Source organism: Sphingomonas sp. HITSZ_GF (genome assembly GCF_029543155.1).
Classification (GTDB): Bacteria; Pseudomonadota; Alphaproteobacteria; order Sphingomonadales; family Sphingomonadaceae; genus Sphingomonas.
Genome location: NZ_JARQXA010000002.1, coordinates 379,808 through 397,772 on the forward strand (window position 1 = coordinate 379,808; position 17,965 = coordinate 397,772).

The 17,965-nt window shown below is 68.5% G+C and carries 21 protein-coding genes and 1 riboswitch; of the genes, 3 read left to right on the plus strand and 18 right to left on the minus strand.

Features of this window, described 5'->3' with window-relative positions:
- Window positions 1-70 precede the first annotated feature (70 nt).
- The 3 genes from P6144_RS07565 to P6144_RS07575 all read right to left on the minus strand — a co-directional run bounded on the left by P6144_RS07565 (window position 71) and on the right by P6144_RS07575 (window position 1,960).
- Complete coding sequence (locus P6144_RS07565; protein WP_277767123.1) at window positions 71-1,078, minus strand: HlyD family efflux transporter periplasmic adaptor subunit; 1,008 nt, start codon at window positions 1,076-1,078, stop codon at window positions 71-73.
- Complete coding sequence (locus tag P6144_RS07570) at window positions 1,075-1,698, minus strand: CerR family C-terminal domain-containing protein (protein ID WP_277767124.1); 624 nt, start codon at window positions 1,696-1,698, stop codon at window positions 1,075-1,077. Before P6144_RS07570 ends, P6144_RS07565 begins: the two co-directional genes overlap by 4 nt.
- A gap of 112 nt (window positions 1,699-1,810) precedes the next feature.
- Window positions 1,811-1,960: a hypothetical protein gene (locus P6144_RS07575; RefSeq protein WP_277767125.1), complete on the minus strand. Its 150-nt coding sequence runs from the start codon at window positions 1,958-1,960 to the stop codon at window positions 1,811-1,813.
- Between the two features lie 60 nt (window positions 1,961-2,020).
- Window positions 2,021-2,101, plus strand: a riboswitch (ZMP/ZTP riboswitch).
- A 17-nt stretch (window positions 2,102-2,118) separates the two neighbouring features.
- On the opposite strand from P6144_RS07575, the gene P6144_RS07580 reads away from it, so the two are divergent.
- A complete protein-coding gene (locus P6144_RS07580; protein WP_277767126.1) occupies window positions 2,119-2,808 on the plus strand; it encodes a DJ-1/PfpI family protein in 690 nt (229 codons plus the stop codon).
- Between the two features lie 139 nt (window positions 2,809-2,947).
- Here P6144_RS07580 and P6144_RS07585 read toward each other — a convergent pair whose 3' ends face one another.
- The 5 genes from P6144_RS07585 to P6144_RS07605 form a co-directional block, all read right to left on the minus strand.
- A complete protein-coding gene (locus P6144_RS07585; RefSeq protein ID WP_277767127.1) occupies window positions 2,948-4,342 on the minus strand; it encodes a UdgX family uracil-DNA binding protein in 1,395 nt (464 codons plus the stop codon).
- Between the two features lie 94 nt (window positions 4,343-4,436).
- Window positions 4,437-5,456, minus strand: coding sequence for an SO2930 family diheme c-type cytochrome (locus tag P6144_RS07590; protein WP_277767128.1), 1,020 nt, complete (start codon window positions 5,454-5,456; stop codon window positions 4,437-4,439).
- Complete coding sequence (locus P6144_RS07595; protein WP_277767129.1) at window positions 5,453-6,640, minus strand: parallel beta-helix domain-containing protein; 1,188 nt, start codon at window positions 6,638-6,640, stop codon at window positions 5,453-5,455. The genes P6144_RS07590 and P6144_RS07595 overlap by 4 nt, the downstream gene beginning before the upstream one ends.
- A 61-nt stretch (window positions 6,641-6,701) precedes the next feature.
- Window positions 6,702-7,184: a hemerythrin domain-containing protein gene (locus P6144_RS07600; RefSeq protein ID WP_277767130.1), complete on the minus strand. Its 483-nt coding sequence runs from the start codon at window positions 7,182-7,184 to the stop codon at window positions 6,702-6,704.
- A gap of 31 nt (window positions 7,185-7,215) precedes the next feature.
- Complete coding sequence (locus P6144_RS07605) at window positions 7,216-8,466, minus strand: putative DNA modification/repair radical SAM protein (RefSeq protein WP_277767131.1); 1,251 nt, start codon at window positions 8,464-8,466, stop codon at window positions 7,216-7,218.
- A 72-nt stretch (window positions 8,467-8,538) separates the two neighbouring features.
- On the opposite strand from P6144_RS07605, the gene P6144_RS07610 reads away from it, so the two are divergent.
- Complete coding sequence (locus P6144_RS07610) at window positions 8,539-9,750, plus strand: glycosyltransferase 87 family protein (protein WP_277767132.1); 1,212 nt, start codon at window positions 8,539-8,541, stop codon at window positions 9,748-9,750.
- A gap of 126 nt (window positions 9,751-9,876) precedes the next feature.
- Here the strand turns inward: P6144_RS07610 and P6144_RS07615 are convergent, their stop codons facing one another.
- From P6144_RS07615 to P6144_RS07660, 10 genes are all read right to left on the minus strand, one after another.
- Entirely contained in the window at window positions 9,877-10,284 is a 408-nt protein-coding gene (locus P6144_RS07615) for a hypothetical protein (RefSeq protein ID WP_277767133.1), read from the minus strand.
- Window positions 10,285-10,334: 50 nt separating this feature from the next.
- Window positions 10,335-10,868: a demethoxyubiquinone hydroxylase family protein gene (locus tag P6144_RS07620; protein WP_277767134.1), complete on the minus strand. Its 534-nt coding sequence runs from the start codon at window positions 10,866-10,868 to the stop codon at window positions 10,335-10,337.
- Window positions 10,865-11,350, minus strand: a complete 486-nt coding sequence (locus P6144_RS07625) for a disulfide bond formation protein B (protein WP_277767135.1) — start codon at window positions 11,348-11,350, stop codon at window positions 10,865-10,867. The genes P6144_RS07620 and P6144_RS07625 overlap by 4 nt, the downstream gene beginning before the upstream one ends.
- 3 nt (window positions 11,351-11,353) lie before the next feature.
- Entirely contained in the window at window positions 11,354-12,703 is a 1,350-nt protein-coding gene (locus P6144_RS07630; protein WP_277767136.1) for a S41 family peptidase, read from the minus strand.
- A 65-nt stretch (window positions 12,704-12,768) separates the two neighbouring features.
- Window positions 12,769-13,941: a peptidoglycan DD-metalloendopeptidase family protein gene (locus P6144_RS07635; protein ID WP_277767137.1), complete on the minus strand. Its 1,173-nt coding sequence runs from the start codon at window positions 13,939-13,941 to the stop codon at window positions 12,769-12,771.
- A gap of 5 nt (window positions 13,942-13,946) precedes the next feature.
- Window positions 13,947-14,369, minus strand: a complete 423-nt coding sequence (locus P6144_RS07640; RefSeq protein WP_277767138.1) for a 23S rRNA (pseudouridine(1915)-N(3))-methyltransferase RlmH — start codon at window positions 14,367-14,369, stop codon at window positions 13,947-13,949.
- Window positions 14,369-14,566 (minus strand): hypothetical protein, encoded by a 198-nt coding sequence (locus P6144_RS07645; RefSeq protein WP_277767139.1) that lies wholly within the window; start codon window positions 14,564-14,566, stop codon window positions 14,369-14,371. Before P6144_RS07645 ends, P6144_RS07640 begins: the two co-directional genes overlap by 1 nt.
- 13 nt (window positions 14,567-14,579) lie before the next feature.
- Complete coding sequence (gene rsfS, locus P6144_RS07650; RefSeq protein ID WP_167300505.1) at window positions 14,580-14,888, minus strand: ribosome silencing factor; 309 nt, start codon at window positions 14,886-14,888, stop codon at window positions 14,580-14,582.
- Between the two features lie 80 nt (window positions 14,889-14,968).
- Complete coding sequence (locus tag P6144_RS07655) at window positions 14,969-15,598, minus strand: nicotinate-nucleotide adenylyltransferase (RefSeq protein ID WP_277767140.1); 630 nt, start codon at window positions 15,596-15,598, stop codon at window positions 14,969-14,971.
- Window positions 15,595-16,857 carry a glutamate-5-semialdehyde dehydrogenase gene (locus P6144_RS07660; protein WP_277767141.1) on the minus strand — a complete coding sequence of 421 codons (1,263 nt, stop codon included), beginning with the start codon at window positions 16,855-16,857 and terminating at the stop codon, window positions 15,595-15,597. The genes P6144_RS07655 and P6144_RS07660 overlap by 4 nt, the downstream gene beginning before the upstream one ends.
- Window positions 16,858-16,875: 18 nt before the next feature.
- On the opposite strand from P6144_RS07660, the gene P6144_RS07665 reads away from it, so the two are divergent.
- Window positions 16,876-17,964 (plus strand): DUF3667 domain-containing protein, encoded by a 1,089-nt coding sequence (locus P6144_RS07665; RefSeq protein ID WP_277767142.1) that lies wholly within the window; start codon window positions 16,876-16,878, stop codon window positions 17,962-17,964.
- The last annotated feature ends 1 nt before the right edge of the window (window position 17,965 follow it).

Here is a 17,965-nt window from a genome sequence, read left to right on the forward strand (position 1 = left end):
CCCCCTCCACCACCGCCTTCGGCGGCGGTCCCCCTCCGGGGGAGGATCTGAAGAAGCGGCGCCACGTTCCTCAATCCTTGTGCTTGGGGCGGGCGCCGGGGACGGCGACGCTGACCGGCTGACCCTGGCGCAGGCCGTCATCGGGATCGTCGACGATGATGCGCAGCTGATAGACGAGATCGGTGCGCAGATTCTCGGTCTCGACCGTCTTGGGCGTGAACTCGGCGCGGGGCGAGATATAGCCGATCGTGCCGTGATAGGATTTGGGATTGCCGTCGGCGGTGACGACCACCTTCATCCCCGGGCCGATCCGCGAGAGATCGCCCTCGGCGACATAGGCGCGCACCCGCAGCGGCCGCATGATCGCCAGCGTCAGCACCGTCTCGCCGGGCTGGACGATGGCGCCGGGCTCGCGCGCGCGCGTGACGACGGTGCCGTCGGTCGAGGCGAGCAGGCGGGCGTCGCCGAGATCGGTGGCGGCGCTCTGCCGGGCGGCGATCGCCGAGCGGACATCGGCGGCGGCGGCGGCAATATCCTCCTGCCGGCTGCCGGCTGCCATCAGCGACAGCGCCTGCTGGGCCTGTTGCAGGTCGGCGCGGGCCTTGTCGCGGCTGGCCACCGTCTGCTCCCACAGGTCGCGGCTGATCGCGCCGGGCTCGACCAAGGGCTGGCGGCGGGCATAGTCGCGATCGGCATCCTGGGCGACCGCCGCCGCGGCGGCGACGCGGGCTCGGGCCTGGGCGACATCCTGGGCGCGGTTGCCGTTGCGGAGCTTGGCGAGCTGCGCCTCGGCCTGCGACACGCGGGCATCGGCCTGGGCGATGCGGCTGTCGAGCGTGGCGGCATCGAGCGTGGCGAGCAGCTGGCCCTGCTTGACCCGGGCACCCTCCTCCACCGCGATCCCCGAGATGCGGCCGTTCACCCGGAAGCCGAGATCGACTTCCCGGATATCGACATTGCCGTTCAGCTTGAGCGCGCCATCGTCGCGCGCCTTGAACAGGCCGAAGCCGCTGGTGGCGATCGCGACGATCACCAGCACGACGATGACAGCGATGATCGCGATACGGCGACGGTTCATGCAGGATTCTCCGACAGGATGCAGAGGGCATTGGCGCGCAGGCGGGCGCGGAGCAGCTTCTGGGTGGGCTCGTCGATCGTCTCGACCGATAGGATGCGGGTGACGGCGGCGCGGCAGACGCGCAGCACCAGGCACTGGCCGAACAGCATCAGCCCCATGGCGAGCACCTCGCGCTCGGGCAGATCGGTGCGGACGCGCTTGAGCGCGGCGACGAAGCTGTCGACCACGCCCTGCATCACCCCGGTGTAGAGCCGGTCGAACGCCTCGGTCGGCGCCTGCTGCTCGCGCGTGATGAACAGCGACCAGGCTTCGGTCTGCGGGCTGATCATCATCAGCGCGAAGCCGTCGAGCAGGGCGAGCAAGGCCTCGATCGCCTGCTCGCGCGTGCCGGTTTCGGCAATCTCGCGCACCGCGGCGATCGCCGGCCCCTGGATCTCGCGGACACAGGCGGCGATGTGGTCGGCTGCGGCGAGATAGAGGCCGTGCTTGCCGCCGAAATGATAGGTGATCGACGACATCGCCGTACCCGAGGCGCGCGCGATCTCCCGCGTGCTCGCGCCCTCGAAGCCGTGGCGGCCGAACTGGTCGATCGCCGTCTCGATCAGGATCTGGCTGGTCATGCTTCCGAATCTTGTTCGTTCGAACGAACTAATATTGCAGGATGACGCATATGACAAGCCCCGCCACGCTGAACGCGACGGGGCCTTCGAGGTTCAACGAGCCGTGTGGAAATCAATGATGATGGTCGCGGCCGTGATCGTCGTGAGGATGATCGCCACGGTGGTGGTGCCGATCCCCATTGTAGCCGGGACGGTTGCCATAGCAGCCGGTCAGCGCGACCGAGGCCAGCGCCAGCACGCCGGCGATACGCAGGATTCGCATGCTCTTCTCCTTGTGGGCTTGGACAACGCATGACTTTGGCGCCCTATCCGCCTAATCTCGACGCACTCGCGTGACTGGCGACTGGATGGAGCACCATCGGGAAGCGCGGGGCATTGACGCCGCATCGCCTGGGCACCCCTCGCACCCTGGAGGACCGCATGCCCGAACCGCTGCACATCGCCTTTCTGCTGTTTCCCGACGTGACCCAGCTCGACCTGACCGGCCCGGCGCAGGTGCTGTCGCGCATGGGGAATGTGACGCTCGACCTGGTGGCCAAGACCCGCGATCCGGTGCGCACCGATGCGATGTTCGACCTGCTGCCGACCGCGACCTTCGCCGACGTGCCGCGCACCGACATCCTGTGCGTGCCCGGCGGGTTCGGCACCGTGGCGGCGATGGAGGACGCCGAGACGCTCGCCTGGTTGCGGCAAGTGGCCGTGGGCGCGACCTGGGTGACCAGCGTCTGCACCGGATCGCTGCTGCTCGGCGCGGCCGGACTGCTCAAGGGCTACCGCGCCGGCTGCCACTGGGGATCGCGCGACCAGCTCGCCTGGTTCGGCGCCGAGCCGATTGCCGAGCGCGTGGTTTTCGACCGCAACCGCGCCACTGGCGGCGGGGTGACCGCAGGGATCGACTTCGCGCTGGCGCTGACCGCGGCGATCCGCGGCGAGGAGCATGCACGGTTCGTCCAGCTGAGCCTGGAATATGATCCGCATCCGCCGTTCGACAGCGGATCGCCCGAGCGGGCCGATGCCGAGACGGTGGCGCGCTACCGGGCGATGGTGGAGCGATTCGCCCCCGGGCGGGAGGCGAAGGTTCGGGGCATAGCCGAACGGTTGGGGTTTTAGTTCCTTAGATCCTCTCCCGGAGGGAGAGGGGGACCGCCGCCGAAGGTGGTGGTGGAGAGGGCCGGCCCCAAGCGGCGTCGCCCGTGGCGTGCCCCCCTCCACCAGCTTCGCTGGTCCCCCTCCCCCTCCGGGGGAGGATTTAGGAAATCGCCTTCGCCGCGCGCTTCAGGTCCTCGACGAACGCGGCATATTCGTCCTCGGCCCTTGCCCGGTCCGGCAGGCGGAGGAGGTAGCTCGGGTGGATCGTCACCCAGCCAAGGCCGCCTTCGGGAAGCTCGAGCACACGCCCGCGCGTCGCGGCGATCGTCACCGCCTTGCCGAGCATCTGGCGCGCGGCGGTGGCGCCGAGCGCAAGCGTCAACTCGGGTTTCACCAGCAACCGTTCCTGCGCATACCACCAGCGGCACGCCTGGACCTCGCCGGCATCGGGGCGGGAATGGATGCGGCGCTTGCCGCGCTGCTCGAACTTGAAGTGCTTGACTGCATTGGTGAGGTACACGCCAGCCCGATCGATCCCCGCCTGTGCCATCGCCCGATCGAAGACCTCGCCCGCAGGGCCGATGAACGGGCGGCCGGCCAAGTCCTCCTGATCGCCGGGCTGCTCGCCCATGATCATCATCCGGGCATCGACCGGGCCCTCGCCGAACACCGTCTGGGTGGCGTGGCGATGCAGATCGCAGCGCGTGCAGTGCGCGGCCTCGTCGCGCAGCGCGGCCCAGGCCGTCTCGATATTGCCGCCGGGCCGGATCGTCGTTTCCACCATTGCCGTCTCCCGCTGGCGCGCGCCGGCGACCAGCTCCCGGACCAGCGCGGTCTCGGGCATGTTCTTCCAATATTTGCGCGGCATCTCCTTGAGCATCGCGCCGGTCTTCAGCCGCGCCGGATTGAAGATCGAGGCGTAATAGGTCTTCCAGATATCCTCGACCGGATCGTCGCCGGGCGCATCGGCCCGAGTGGCGCCGGGGCCTTCGGAGAGCGTCTCGGTATCCCAGTGGAGCGAGAGCTCGGGCGTGAGGATCGACCAGCGCATCGACGTGAAGCGCTCGACGAAGAAGCGGGCATTGGCGCGGACGATGTGGTGGCTGGGCTCGAACCAGGCGACATAGCGGGTGTTGGGCTCGCCCGTTCCGGGCAGGGGCATGCTGTCCTGCACTTCGCGGAAGCGGACAAATGCGCGCATCTTGTGGATGTCGCGGCGGACCTCGCGCGCCATGCCCTCGAGCCGGCGGACCAGCGGATCGGCCTGGTCGGCGATACGGTGGGGATCGCCGGCAAGCAGCGCGTAGAGCAGGGCGAAGCGCTCGGGGTCCGAATGGAGGATCGCCGACTGGGCGAGGTCGAGAAAGGCGCGCGGCACCTTGAGCGGGCGCGGCGCGGCTGGCGGCATGACGGCTTCGTCGGCGAACAGGTCCGCCGGCTGCGCGCCCACCTGCCAGAGGATTTCGGATGCAGGGACGCCCGCCTGGGCGAGCCCGCGCGCGGCATCGCGCCATCCGGTGAAATCATCCTCACTGGCCAAGCTTATGACGCGCACACTCACTCCCGATTCGTCACCCCGGCGAAAGCCGGGGTCTCGTGCGGCGTATTCCTGCTGCCTGAGATCCCGGCTTTCGCCGGGATGACGGTCATTAACGCGCCGGAGCCGATTTCGGCATCTTCTCGATCCATTCGCGGACCAGCGCGACGCCTTCCTTGTGGACGGTGGCGCGGCCGAGCTCGGGCATGGCGATGCCAGGATCGGTCGATTGCATGCGGTAAAGCAGGATCGAAGCTTCGGAATCGCCCGGGACGATATCGAAGTCGCGGGTACCCGCGCCGCGGCCGGCGGCGGTGGGGCGCTTGAACAGGCCGCGCTGCTCGGGATCGCTGCGCGCGAGATCGAGGAACAGGCCCGAATTGGAGGCGGCGCCCTGGGGATTGTGGCAATGCGCGCAGTTGATCTCGAGCCAGGCGCGGGCGCGCCGGTCGAGCGGGGCGGAATTGTCGTCCCAGCGGGCGACGCGCGGGGCATCGGGCGGCAGGCGATCGAGCATGCCGGCGGCAAGCATCTTCTCGAGCTGGCCGCCATGGTTGAGGTAGCGGACCTTGACGCCGATCGGGGTGACCTGGCCGGCAAGGCCGTGGCAGTCCTTGCACTGGTTCTGGTTGGGCACGGCATAGGAGATGCGGTGCGCCTCGCCGGAGGGATCGGTGAAGCTGACGGGGATGCGGGTGCCGGCGCGCTTCACATCGGCGTCGGTCCCCCCGGCGTTCCAGACATAGGGGATCGGCGTCCAGCCGCCGGCGCGGTGGAGGAGGACGCGCGTCTCGAGCGGCTTGAATGCGCCGTTGACCCGGTAGCCGAAGGTCTTGACCAGCGCGGCGCCGATCGGAAGGTCGAGCGGCTTCTCCGGATCGTATTTCGCCTGCGCGCCGGCAGGGAGATAAAGATAGCGCTCCTTCTCGGCATAGTCGGAGAATAGCGGGGTCTCGAGATCATAGGGCATCAGCCGCTGGGCCGGGGCACGCGCCTTCAGATCGGTGAAGAAGCCATAGTCCGACAGGTGCGCCGGCCAGCCTTCGCCGGTGATCGCGGCGTCGTTCACCCCGCCGGGGCGGCCGAGCAGCGCGGCGGCGAACAGGGCTGCCGCGCCGAGCAGCGCCTTCATTTGGCGGCGGCCTCCATCGCGGGCGGAAGCCTGAGCACCGGCCAGGGCGGCGGGATCTCGTCGACCAGCGCGATCATCTGCGGCTTCGCGGTCTCGATCCCCGCGCCGAGCGCGAGGCCGAGGGTAAGGACGGGTGCGTCCTTGCCGGTCAGGCGGACCTTGTCGCCGCCGGTGCCGTCCCAGAAGATCGGCGGCAGCGTGCCGCCCAGCGCCGCGGCGAGTTGCTTGCCGCCGGGCATGGCGGGCGCGAAGCCGGCGCGGCCATGCTTGTTGCCGGCGATATAGATGTTGCGCGGATAGGGATCATAGGCCTTGTCCGCGAAAGGCTGGCGATAGGCGACGACCATGATGTTGGCGGTGCCGTTGCCGCGCAGCTCGTTGGCGACGACCTGCACGTCGTTCTCGGCCATCACCAGCACGCCGGTGCCGGTGGGAACGGTGGCGACGGTGTTGCCCGGCGGCGCGAAATTGGGGGTGTCGTTGTCGATCACCCGGTTGCGGCTGACCGTGACCCAGCCGGCACCGCGCTTCGGCAGCGCGGGCAGATCGAACACCAGGATGCCGCCGCTATTGTGCGTGGCGAGGTTGCCGGTCACCTCGGCATGGCCGCTATTCTCGATCTCGATGCCGGCGACATTGTACATCGCAGTCGAATTGCGGACGATGATCCGGTCGGACTGTCCGACATAGATGCCTGCGTCCGACGCGCCCTTCACGGTGACGCCGTCGATCAGCACGTCGCTGCTCTCCACCGGATAGACGCCGTACGCGCCGTTGCTGGCCTTGGGCCCGCCGGTCCATTCGACGCGGACATTCTTATAGACGATCCGGTCCGCCCCCTTGGACTTGATGCCGTCGCCCTTCGAATCCTCCACCGCGAAATCGCGGAGAACGACGTCATCGGAGGTGACCAGCAGCCCCTCACCGGCACCGAGCTGGCCCTTGAAGCTGAGCACGGTCTTGAACTGGCCGGCGCCGCGCACGGTGACGCCGTCGACGTCGAGGCTGAGCCCGTCGGTCAATTCGAAGCGGCCGGCGCCGATGCGGACGGTATCGCCGGGCTTCGCGTCGAGCAGCGCGGCCTGGAGCCGCTCCTGGGCATTGGGCCCGGCCTCTACGACCAGATCCTTCGCCAGAGCCGGCGTGGCGGCAAGCATCGCGGCAAGCAAACCGAGTCGAAGCATCCCTCTCTCCCTGTTTTCGGGAGATGATACGCCGATCGGATTGAATTGACAGGCCTGTCAGTTACTCGCGTTCATCGCCGGGAGGATTGGCTTCGGCCCGCGCGAGTTCCTTCGGCTTGCGCTGTTCGAACAGCTTGCCGAGCCGTTCTTCCTGCGCCGCGCTGAGATGCTTCGCCGCGGTGGGGAACATCTCTTCCTCTTCCTCGTCGATATGGTGGAGATAGCGGTGGCGCATCTCCTTGAACTTCACCAGCCAGCCGGGCGAGGACATGTCGGTGTCGATCAGTTCGCCGAGATAGTCGTCGACTTCCTTGTGCTCCGAGACCGAATGGCGGGCATCCTCGCGCAGCTCGGGATCGGCGAGCATCGTCGCGTACAGTGCTTCCTCCTCGGCGGCGGCATGCGCCTGCAATTCGAGGCGGAGCTGCTCGAACAACTCGCGGCGATCCTTGCTGTCACCCGAGGTCTCCCCCACCCGCTCGAGAAGATCGCGCTGGCGGTCGTGATCGGCAATCAGGTCGGCGAAGATGCGGGCATCGGCCATGTTTCTCTCCTTGGTCGGGAGCGAAAACCGATCAGGCGGCAAATAGCTCCAGCTGCTCGCGTTTCGGGGCGACAAGGCTGCGCAGATCGGCGCGATCGGCCAGCGCCACCGGGCGCCAGTCCTCGGCGACCAGGAACGGGCGCACCTTGGCGATCGAGGCGGTGAGCCGCGCGACATCGGCCAGCCGCAACCGGCGCCAGCGGCGCGTGGCGAGGATCGCGTCCACCGCCTTCACCCCCAGCCCCGGCACGCGCAGCAGCGCCTCGCGCGGCGCCCGGTTGACGTCGACCGGGAAGCGCTCGCGGAACTTGAGCGCCCAGGCGAGCTTGGGATCGATATCGAGCGGCAGCATGCCGGTAGCCGGATCGGCAGCCGCCGCGACTTCCTTCGGCTGGTAATCGTAGAAGCGCATCAGCCAGTCCGACTGGTAGAGGCGATGCTCGCGCATCAGCGGCGGCCTTTGCAGGGGAAGCACCGCGCTGGCATCGGGGATCGGGCTGAACGCCGAATAATAGACGCGGCGGAGCTGGAAGCGGTCGTAAAGGCCAGCGGCGCGGGTGATGATGTCGCCATCGGTGGCGGCATCGGCGCCGACGATCATCTGGGTCGACTGGCCGGCGGGCGCAAACTTCGGTGCGGACTTGTAGCGCTTGCCGGCATCGGCGGTGTCGTCGATCGCGGCGCGCACCTCCCGCATCGCGCCTTCGATCCGCGGCGCCGATTTCTCGGGCGCCAGCCGGGTGAGGCCCGCGACGGTGGGCAGCTCGACATTGATCGAGACGCGATCGGCATAGAGGCCGGCCTGGTGGACCAGCTCGGGATCGGCATCGGGGATCGTCTTCAGATGGATATAGCCGCGGAAATCATGGACCTCGCGCAGCAGCCGCGCGACGCGGACGATCTGCTCCATCGTATAGTCGGACGAGCGGATGATGCCCGAGGAGAGGAACAGCCCCTCGATATAGTTGCGCCGGTAGAAGCTGAGCGTGAGATCAACGACCTCCTCGGGCGTGAAGCGCGCGCGGCGGACGTTCGAGCTCTTGCGGTTGATGCAATAATGGCAGTCGAAGATGCAGCTGTTGGTCAGCAGGATCTTGAGCAGCGAGATGCAGCGGCCGTCCGGCGCATAGGCGTGGCAGATGCCCATGCCCTCGGTTGAACCCAGCCCGCCCTTGCTTCCGGCGGAGTTACGCTTTGCCGTGCCGGAGGATGCGCAGCTCGCATCGTACTTGGCGGCATCGGCGAGGATGGCGAGCTTGGCGCGGAGATCGAGCTGCGGCATTTGTTCCTTCTATGTTCCTGATATTGCAGTGTCCAGCGGCTTGTGGGAGAGGCGCGGCGAAGGGAGCCTGCAATGCGACTGAAGCTGGACCGGCATTTGCGCGCTTTGCTGATCGTGCTGGCCGTGACCTGCGCGCTGGGCTTCGGCTTCAAGCAGCATTGCATGCCCGGCGGCTGGACCCATTCCGAGCAGTATATCACCGGCTGCTATAGCGACGCCGTGCCCTTCTGGAGCGCGCGCCAGATCGACAAGGGCAAGATCCCCTATCTGCAGACGCCGATCGAATATCCGGTGCTGACCGGCGCCGCGATCTGGATCGAGGGCGCGGCGACGCACCTGATCTTCCGGCGCCACGCCAATGACGGCGATTTCCTGGGCGTGGTGACGGCGGTGAACATCGCCCTCGCCTTTCTCGTCCTGTGGATGCTGTGGCGCGCCGGGCTCGACCGGCAGCGGCTGTGGTGGTGGGCGGCAGCGCCGCCGCTGATCCTCTATGTCGGGCACAACTGGGACATGATCGCAGTGACGCTTGCTGTGGCGGCGCTGCTCCAGGCGCGCGAGAACCGGCTGGTGCGCGCAGGCGCGCTGGCCGGGCTGGGCGTGGCGGCCAAGCTGTTCCCGATCGTGATCCTGCCGCTGCTGGGGCTTTCGGCGCTGTTCGAGCGCGAGCGGAGCTGGCCGCAGCGGCTGCGCCGCGCCGCGCTGGTGACGCTGGCGGCGATCCGCGCCTGGACCGCGGTGAACCTGCCGGTCGCGCTGGCGGCGCCGGACAATTGGGCGGAATTCTACCTGTTCTCGCAATCGCGCAGCGGCACCGCCGCGGGGAGCTGGGACGTGCTGGGGGTGCTCGGCTGGCTGCCGCTCGGCACGCCCGAGAAGAATCTCTACGCCACCCTGGCCTTTGCGATCGGCGGGGCAGCGATCGTCGCGCTGGGCTGGCGGCGGCACCGCGACCGGCTGTGGCTGCTCGCCACGCCGCTGCTCGGCTGGTTCCTGCTGACCAACAAGGTCTATTCGCCGCAGTTCGACCTGTGGATCTGGCCGCTGCTGGTGATGACCGCGCCGCGGCTATGGCCGGTGGCGCTGTTCGCGATCACCGGCATCTTCGCCTATTTCGCCGAGTTCTGGTTCTTCGCCGGCATGGACGGGGCATGGCCCGCTGCCAGCACGATCGACATCGCCTTCGCGGCGATGGCGCGGGCGCTGGTGCTGCTGTGGATCATCGCCGATTGCCTGCGGAAGAGCCCACCGGAATGGGTGGGGCGGTGGCCGGTGCGGGACTGAACATATGCGCGTCATCCCCGCGAAAGCGGGGACCCATCTCGTGAACTATCCGCAATCACTGCCGTCGAATTTGCCGCGCGTGCAGGAGCTGGGCCCCCGCTTTCGCGGGGGTGACGGCAAAAGGGCTCACGGCAGCGGCAGATTCTCTTCGGCCTTCTTGCGGGCGCGATAATCGGCCTTGGCGGCGGTGGCTTCCTTGACGAAGCAGCCGGTCTGGCCGCCGACGCCCGCGGTGGTGCAGCTGCCGGTGCCGAAGCTGCCCGCAGTGACCGCGTCCTGCGCGCGCACCGCCCAGCTTTCGGTCTTCTGCGGCGGGCCGCCCTGCTCGCGCAGGGTGGACGGGATGCGATAGCGCTCGGCCTCGTCGACGCGCTTGCAGACGACGATCTCCTCACCGTTGCTGTTGGTCGGGCACTTGTCGTTGCCGTAGATCACCAGCACGCCGTTCTGCGGCGCGTTCTGCGCATGCGCGGCGGCAGGCATCAGCATCGGAAGGGCGGCGAGCGCGCCTGCGATCACGATCTGGTTCAACATCGGCTTACTCCTCTGCGCCGTGCTTCAGCGAAAACGGCTGAACGGGGGCTTTATATCCGTTTCGACACCGCAATGGCAGCCCGGCAGCCGGCGCGGATCAATCCGGAAAGAACGGGATAGGCAGGGGCCTGCTCGGCGCCATGCTCGAGCGCGGTATCGCGATGCTCGAGCTCTTCGTCGCGGAAGCGGGCCACCGCCTCGGCAAGCTCGGGATCGCCGCTGCCCAGCTCCTCGAGCTGCTGCTGGTAATGGAGATCGATCTCGGTCTCGATCGCGGCGGTGCAGGCCATCGCCGCCTCGGGCCCGATCGCCGCGGTGACGGCGCCCAGGGCGAAGCCGGCGACATCCCAGAAGGGCTGGAGCGCGGTGGGGCGCACGCCGCGCCGGGCAATCATCGAATCGAAGAAGGCGCGGTGGCGCTCTTCCTGGCTCGCCATGCCGGCGATCATCCGCGCCATCGGCGTGCGATCGCCCATCACCGCCAGCTGGCCGGCATAGATGCGCGTCGCGCCATATTCGCCCGCCTGATCGACGCGGACCATCGAGGAGGTCCCCTCGCGCCGGTCGCCGGGCTTCCAGCTCATGCGCGGCGCCCCTTGCGGGCGGCGAGCAGGAAGATGACCACGGCGCCGCTGAGCGAAATAATCGCGTTGAACCCGGCCAGGCTGATCCCGAACAGCGTCCATTGCGGCACGTCGCAGCGGATCAGCGGGCGGCGCATCGCATCCTGGAGCATGTCCATCGGCGTGGCGCCGTGCGCCTGGGCGGTGCAGGCAGTGATGCCCTGCCACCAATGATATTCGACGCCGGCATGGAACACGCCGATGCCGCCGCTGACCGCGATCAGCGCAGCCGCGAAGAGGACGAACAGCATCTGGGTGGGCCGATGCCGGATGAAGAAGCTCGCCAGCGCGACGAGCACGGCGGCGTAGTGCGGCCAGCGCTGCCACCAGCACATCTCGCACGGCACCAGCCCGAAGAACTCGGTGACATGCGCGCTGCCGACCAGCGCGAGCGGCAGGAGGAACGCGATCCAGCGCGCGGTGCGGAGCCCGTCGTTGCGCATCGCTTACTTGCTCTTCGTCGCGACCTGGGTCTTGGGACCGAGGCGGGAGATGGTCTGCAGGGCGTAGTGCAGCTGGAAGTCGTCCACGCCTTCCTTCTTGAGCTGCTCCGCCGTCTTGGCGAAGCGCGGATCGGCGCGCTGGTCGTCCTCGAGCACCGAATCATCGACCTTGTCGTTGTTGATCAGATGCGCGCGCAGGTCCGCCTCGCGGATCGAGGGGCGAGTCTTGTAGTCGGCATCGGTGAGCTGCGGCACGAGCAGATCGGGCTTGATGCCGCCTTCCTGCACCGAGCGGCCCGATGGCGTGTAGTAGCGCGCGGTGGTGAGGCGCAGCGCGGCGCGCGGCCCCATCGGCAGGATCGACTGGACCGAGCCCTTGCCGAAGCTGCGCACCCCCATGACGAGCGCGCGGTGATGATCCTGGAGCGCACCGGCGACGATCTCCGAGGCCGAGGCAGTACCCGCGTCGATCAGCACGACCACCGGCAGGCCCTTGGCGAGATCGCCCGGGACCGGGTTGATGCCGGGCTCGTTCACATCGGCATACCAGCGCTCGATATCGGTCTTCTCGCGGCCGCGCTGCGAGACGATCTCGCCATGGCTGAGGAACACGTCCGACACCTCGATCGCCTGGCTGAGCAGGCCGCCGCCATTTTCGCGCAGATCGACGATATAGCCGAGCGGCTTGTGCCCGAGCTTGGCGTCGATCGCCTGGATCGCCTTGATCGTGTCCGCGCCGGTCTGCGCGGTGAAGGTGTTGATGTTGATGATGCCGACGCCGTCCTTGACCTCCCATTTGACCGGGCGCTGGACGATGATCTCGCGCGTCATGGTGAAGGTGAGCGGCTTGTCGGCGCCAGGGCGCACCACGGTAAGCGTGACCGAGGTGCCGGGCTTGCCGCGCATCGCCTCGATCGCCTCGTCGAGGCTGCCGCCGACGATGAACTTGCCGTCGATATGGGTGATGAAGTCGCCCGACTTCATGCCCGCGCGCGCGGCAGGCGTGTCCTCGGTCGGCGCGACGACCTTCACCGCGCCGTCTTCCTGGGTGACGGTGAGGCCGAGCCCGCCATAATTGCCGTCGGTCTGGATCTTCAGATTGTCGAAATCGAGCCCGTCGGCGAAGCTCGAATGCGGATCGAGCGCGGCGAGCATGCCCTGGATCGCGCCCTTCATCAGCGTGGCGTCGTCGACCTTGTCGACGTAATTCGCCTTCACCTGGCTATAGACTTCCATGAAGGTGTCGAGCTCCTTGAAGCTCGAGCTATCGACGCTGGCCATGGCGCCCGAGGCAACCGGTACGAGCGCCAGCGCGCCGACGGCGGCGGTGACCTGAAGGAACGAACGAAGCATAATCACTTTCCGAAACGCGTTCTTGTCCACAATCTAGGACGGGATCGCGGCAATTGCACGGCGATTCAGCCGAGTAGCCGCGCCAGGTCCATGGGTTCGCCGCGGCGGCGCAGCTCGACGGTGACGCGGGGCGCCTCGCCGCCGGGCGCGCGGCCGATGCGGGCGCCCTGCGCAACCTGCTGGCCGACGCGGACGGCGATGCCGCCCAGACCCGTGACCGAGCTGGTCCAGCCATTGCCGTGATCGATGATCACCACTCCGCCATAATCGCGGAACGGGCCGGCGAAGAGGATGCGGCCAGGCGCGGGAGCAACGGCATCTGCCTTGGCAGCGCAGGCCAGCGTGACGCCGCGCGCGCGCACCCCGGTCGACGACAGCTCGCCCATGCCGGTGACGACCGCACCGGCGACGGGAAGCACATAGGGCGCGCCGGCCTTGCGCGACGGCGCGGCGACGGCGCTGCCCGGGCGCGGCAACGGGCCAGGAAGCGCGGCGAGATTAGCCTGGATCTCCGCCGCCTCGCCCGCCGTCTCCATCTGGTCGACGATCTCGCGGGCGCGCTCGCCCAGCGCGATCGCCCGATCCGATTCGACCAGCGCGCTGCGCCCGAGCTCGGCCGAGCGGGCGCGGTGATCGGCCTCGAGCCTGACCAGCGCGATCCGCTCATTCTCGATCCGCTGGCGCGCATCGCGGAAGCTGGTGACCGCCACCAGCGCCTCGGCACGGAGCGCACGGACGCGGCCGAGCTCGGCGCGCACGTCGCGGGTGCGCGCCTCGACCACGGGCATCACGGTGCCGAGCACGGCGCGGACATGGACCATGTCGCCGGTCGAGCCGGGCTGGACGAGGCCAAGCACCGCCGGGCGGCGCGCCATCGACTGGAGCGCGGCGATCAGGCGGAGGATCGGCCCCTGGCGCTCGGCAACGCGCGTGCGCTGCTCGGCAAGCTGGCGATCGACGATGGCGATGCGCGCGCGGGCGGCGGCGATGTCGGCCTCGGCCGCCTTGATCCGCTCGGCGGCGGCGGCTTCCTGGGCGCGGGCCTGCGCCGCCCGATCCCGCTCGGCGGCGGCCTGGCGCTCGAGCTGGGCGCTGCGGGCCTGGGCTGCACGCGACTGGGCATTGGCTTCGCGCAGCCGCCCCTGCTGCTCGGCGAGGCTCGGCACCTGCGCCGCGGCCAAGCTGCCGGTGGCGAGGATCGCGAGCGTGCCGGCGAGGATGGCGAGCGGGCGGAGCATGAAGCTCACCCTTCGCGATGATAGGGGTGGTTGGCAAGGATCGAGGTGGCGCGCCAGAGCTGCTCGGCGAGCATCGCGCGCGCCATCATGTGCGGCCAGGTGGCACGGCCGAAGCTGATCAGCAGATCGGCCTGGGCGCGCTGGGCGTCATCGAAGCCGTCGGCGGCGCCGATCAGGAAGCGCGCCTCGCGCACGCCTTCGTCGCGCCAGGCGCCCAGCCGCTCGGCGATCACCCGCGACGGCAGGTTCTCGCCGAGCTCGTCGAGCATGACGATGCGGGTGCCGGTGCCGAGATCGGGCATCTTGCCGCCGGTATCGGGCAGCTCGGTGACTTTGGTGGGCCACTGGATGCGCTTCAGATAGCGCCCGACCAGCTCGGCCTCGGGGCTGCGGCCGATCTTGCCGCGCGCGACGATATGGAGCTGCATCAGGCCGGCTTGCGCGCTTTGCGGTGCTTCCAGCCCAGATACGCAGCCCCGCCAAAGCCCAGCGCCTGCAGCGCCCAGCCGATCTCCCTGCCCCAGCCAGGCACGAGGCCGATCAGCCAGAGCATCAGCGCAAAGAATCCGGCAAGGACGAGCACCGCCCCCAATCCCACCAGCGGATTGCGGAGATCGAGGTGCATGGCGCCTAGCGGATCAGGCCTGGCCGGCTTCGCCGAACGACCACATCCGCTCGAGATTGTAGAAGCTGCGCACTTCCGGGCGGAACAGGTGGACGATCACGTCGCCGGCGTCGATCAGCACCCAATCGGCGGTGGGCAGACCCTCGACGCGCGGGGTGCGGCCGAACTCGGCCTTGATCTTGTCGGCGAGCTTCACCGCCATCGACGCGACCTGGCGCGTCGAGCGGCCCGACGCCACGACCATATAGTCGGCGATGCTGCTCTTGCCGGCCAGCGGGATCGAGACCGTCTCGACCGCCTGATCGTCGTCGAGCGACGTCATCACGAGCTGGTGCAGCGCCTCCGTGCCGGTATCGGCAGAGGGCGAACGCAGAACATTGGGCGATGTGGCCAAGGGGCCTCCTAGGTTTGCAACGAGTCTGTGCGCGTTTTTGATGGAGACGACGCCGCATAGCGCCGGTGCCAGGCCGGATCGGCGGCCCGAAGGCGTGTCGCCGAAGTAGGATCGGGGCGGAACCGCAACAGCACGAGGGCCGGCAATCTCCAACGCGTCCAGTTCTTTGCCTGGCCTGCGGGCCGCACAGCGCGCCGCAGCCAACCCATTGCAGGACTTGCATGGGCAGTACGATCATATCCCGGACGGGCGATCACCGCAATCGGAACCTGACGGGCAATGTGCCGCCAGCGCTCCCAGCGATGGAATTGCGCAAGATTGTCCGCCCCCATCAGCCAGATGAAGCGGTGGCGCGGGAACAGCCGCGGCAGCTTGTGCAGCGTATCGGCGGTATAGCGCGTCTTGAGGCGCTTCTCGATTCCGGTCACCCGGATCGGTGCATGGCGCGCCATCCGCCGGGCCGACGCCATGCGCGCCGCGAACGGCGCCATCCCGGCCGGGTCCTTGAGCGGGTTGCCCGGCGAGACCAGCCACCACACCTCGTCGAGCCCCAGCGCCCGCATCGCATGGAGCGAGAGCTTGCGGTGGCCGAGATGTGCCGGGTTGAACGAGCCGCCGAGCAGTCCGATTCGCTTCAAGGCCGCGCCTGCCCCGTGCCGCGCACGACCCATTTGTAGGTCGTCAGCCCTTCGAGCGCGACCGGGCCGCGGGCGTGGAGGCGGCCGGTGGAGATGCCGATCTCGGCACCCAGCCCGAACTCGCCGCCATCGGCGAACTGGGTGGAGGCGTTCCACACCACGATCGCGCTGTCGACCTGCGCCAGGAAGCGCTCGGCCACGGCCGCGTCCGCAGTGACGATCGCATCGGTATGGTGCGAGCCGTGCGCGGCGATGTGCGCCATCGCATCGTCGACGCCGTCGACCAGCTTCACCGACAGGATCGAATCGAGATATTCGGTGTCCCAATCCTCGGCGGTGGCGGCGACCATGCGCGGCTCGAGCGCGCGGACATCTGCATCGCCGCGCAGCTCGCAGCCGGCATCGGCCAGCGCGGCGAGGATCGGCGCGGGATCGGCAAAGGCGCGATCGATCAGCAAGGTCTCGGTGGCGCCACAGACGCCGGTGCGGCGCATCTTGGCGTTGAGCGCGAGCGCCTTCGCCATCGCCGGATCGGCGGCGCCGTCGATATAGGTGTGGTTGAGCCCGTCGAGATGCGCGAGCACGGGGACGCGCGCTTCCTGCTGGACCCGCGCGACCAGGCTCTTGCCGCCACGCGGGACGACCATGTCGATCGCGCCCTCGGCCGTGAGCATCGCGCCGACCGCGGCGCGATCGGTGACGGGAACGAGCTGTACCGCATCCTCGGGCATGCCGCCTTCGGAAAGGCCACGGGCAAGAGCGGAATGGATCGCGCGGTTCGAGCGGATCGCTTCGGAGCCGCCGCGCAGGATCGCAGCATTTCCCGCCATCGCGCAGAGCGCGCCGGCATCGGCGGTGACGTTGGGCCGGCTCTCATAGATGATGCCGATCACGCCGATCGGCACGCGCACGCGCGTGAGGACCAGGCCATTGGGGCGCAGGGCGCGGTCGATCACGTCGCCCACCGGATCGGCGAGCCCGGCCACCGCCTCGACACCGGCAGCCATGCCCTCGATGCGCGCGTCGTCGAGCTTGAGCCGATCGAGCAGCGCCCCCGACAGGCCATTGGCCTCGGCAGCCGCCATGTCATCGGCATTGGCGGCCAGGATCGCGGTCGCATCGGCGCGGATCGCGGCGGCGGCGGCGCGCAGCGCCCGGGCCTTGGCAGCCGTCGGCATCGCCGCGAGCTGCACGGCGGCGCTGCGGGCGCGTCGGGCCATCTGGGCGACAAGGGCGGCGGTGTCGGTCATGCTGCGCATGCGCCTAGCACGTGCAACATGAAGCTGATAGGCCATGCGGCCATGGTGGGGGACATCGAAGCAGCCGGGGAACTGGCGACGGGGGCGCTGCTCGGCCGCGCCGTGGAGCCGAATGCCGGCGAAGGCCATGGCGCCGGGCACGGCATGTGCCTGAACTGCGGCACCGCGCTGATTGGATCGCATTGCCATAATTGCGGGCAGGCGGGGCATGTCCACCGCTCGCTGCACGCGATCGGGCACGATATCCTGCACGGCGTCTTCCATTTCGAAGGCAAGCTATGGCGCACGCTGCCGATGCTAGCCTGGCGCCCGGGCGAGCTGACCCGGCGCTACATCGCCGGCGAGCGTGCACGCTTCGTCTCGCCGATGGCGATCTTCCTGTTCTCGGTCTTCGCGATGTTTGCGGTCTTTTCCTGGGTCGGCATCTCGACGCCGACCGAGATGAACGCCGGCAACCTGAAGCCGGCCGCCGCGATCGACTATGCCCGCAAGGATGCGCAACAAGACCTCGCCAAGGCGCAGAGGAAGCTCGCCCAGGCCACCGACGAAGACGACAAGGCCGAGTATCGCGAGCGGATCGCCGATGCGCAGAACGATCTTGCCGGATTCGACAAGGCGGCGAAGGCGCTGGGCAACGGCACGGTCAAGGTGACGGCTTCCGAAGTGCATACCGGCTGGCACGCGCTCGATCACGGAATCGAGAAGTGGCAGAAGAACCCGGCGCTGATGATGTACAAGCTCCAGTCCGCCAGCTACAAATTCTCCTGGCTGCTGATCCCGCTTTCGATCCCGTTCCTGTGGGCACTGTTCTTCTGGAAGCGACAGTACAAGCTGTACGACCATGCGGTGTTCATCACCTATTCGATCACCTTCATGTCGCTGTTCTACATCGTCGTGGCGGTCGTGGCGGCGATCGGGCTGGGCGGTGCCTGGCTCGCGCTCGCGGCGCTGGCGATACCCTTCGTCCACATCACCCGGCAGCTCCAGCAGGCCTATCTGCTGGGCTGGTTCTCGGCGATCATGCGCGCCTGGGTGCTGACCTTTTTCATCGGCTGGATCCTGGCAATCTTCTTCCTGATCCTGCTGGCGCTGGGGATGTTCGGCTGAT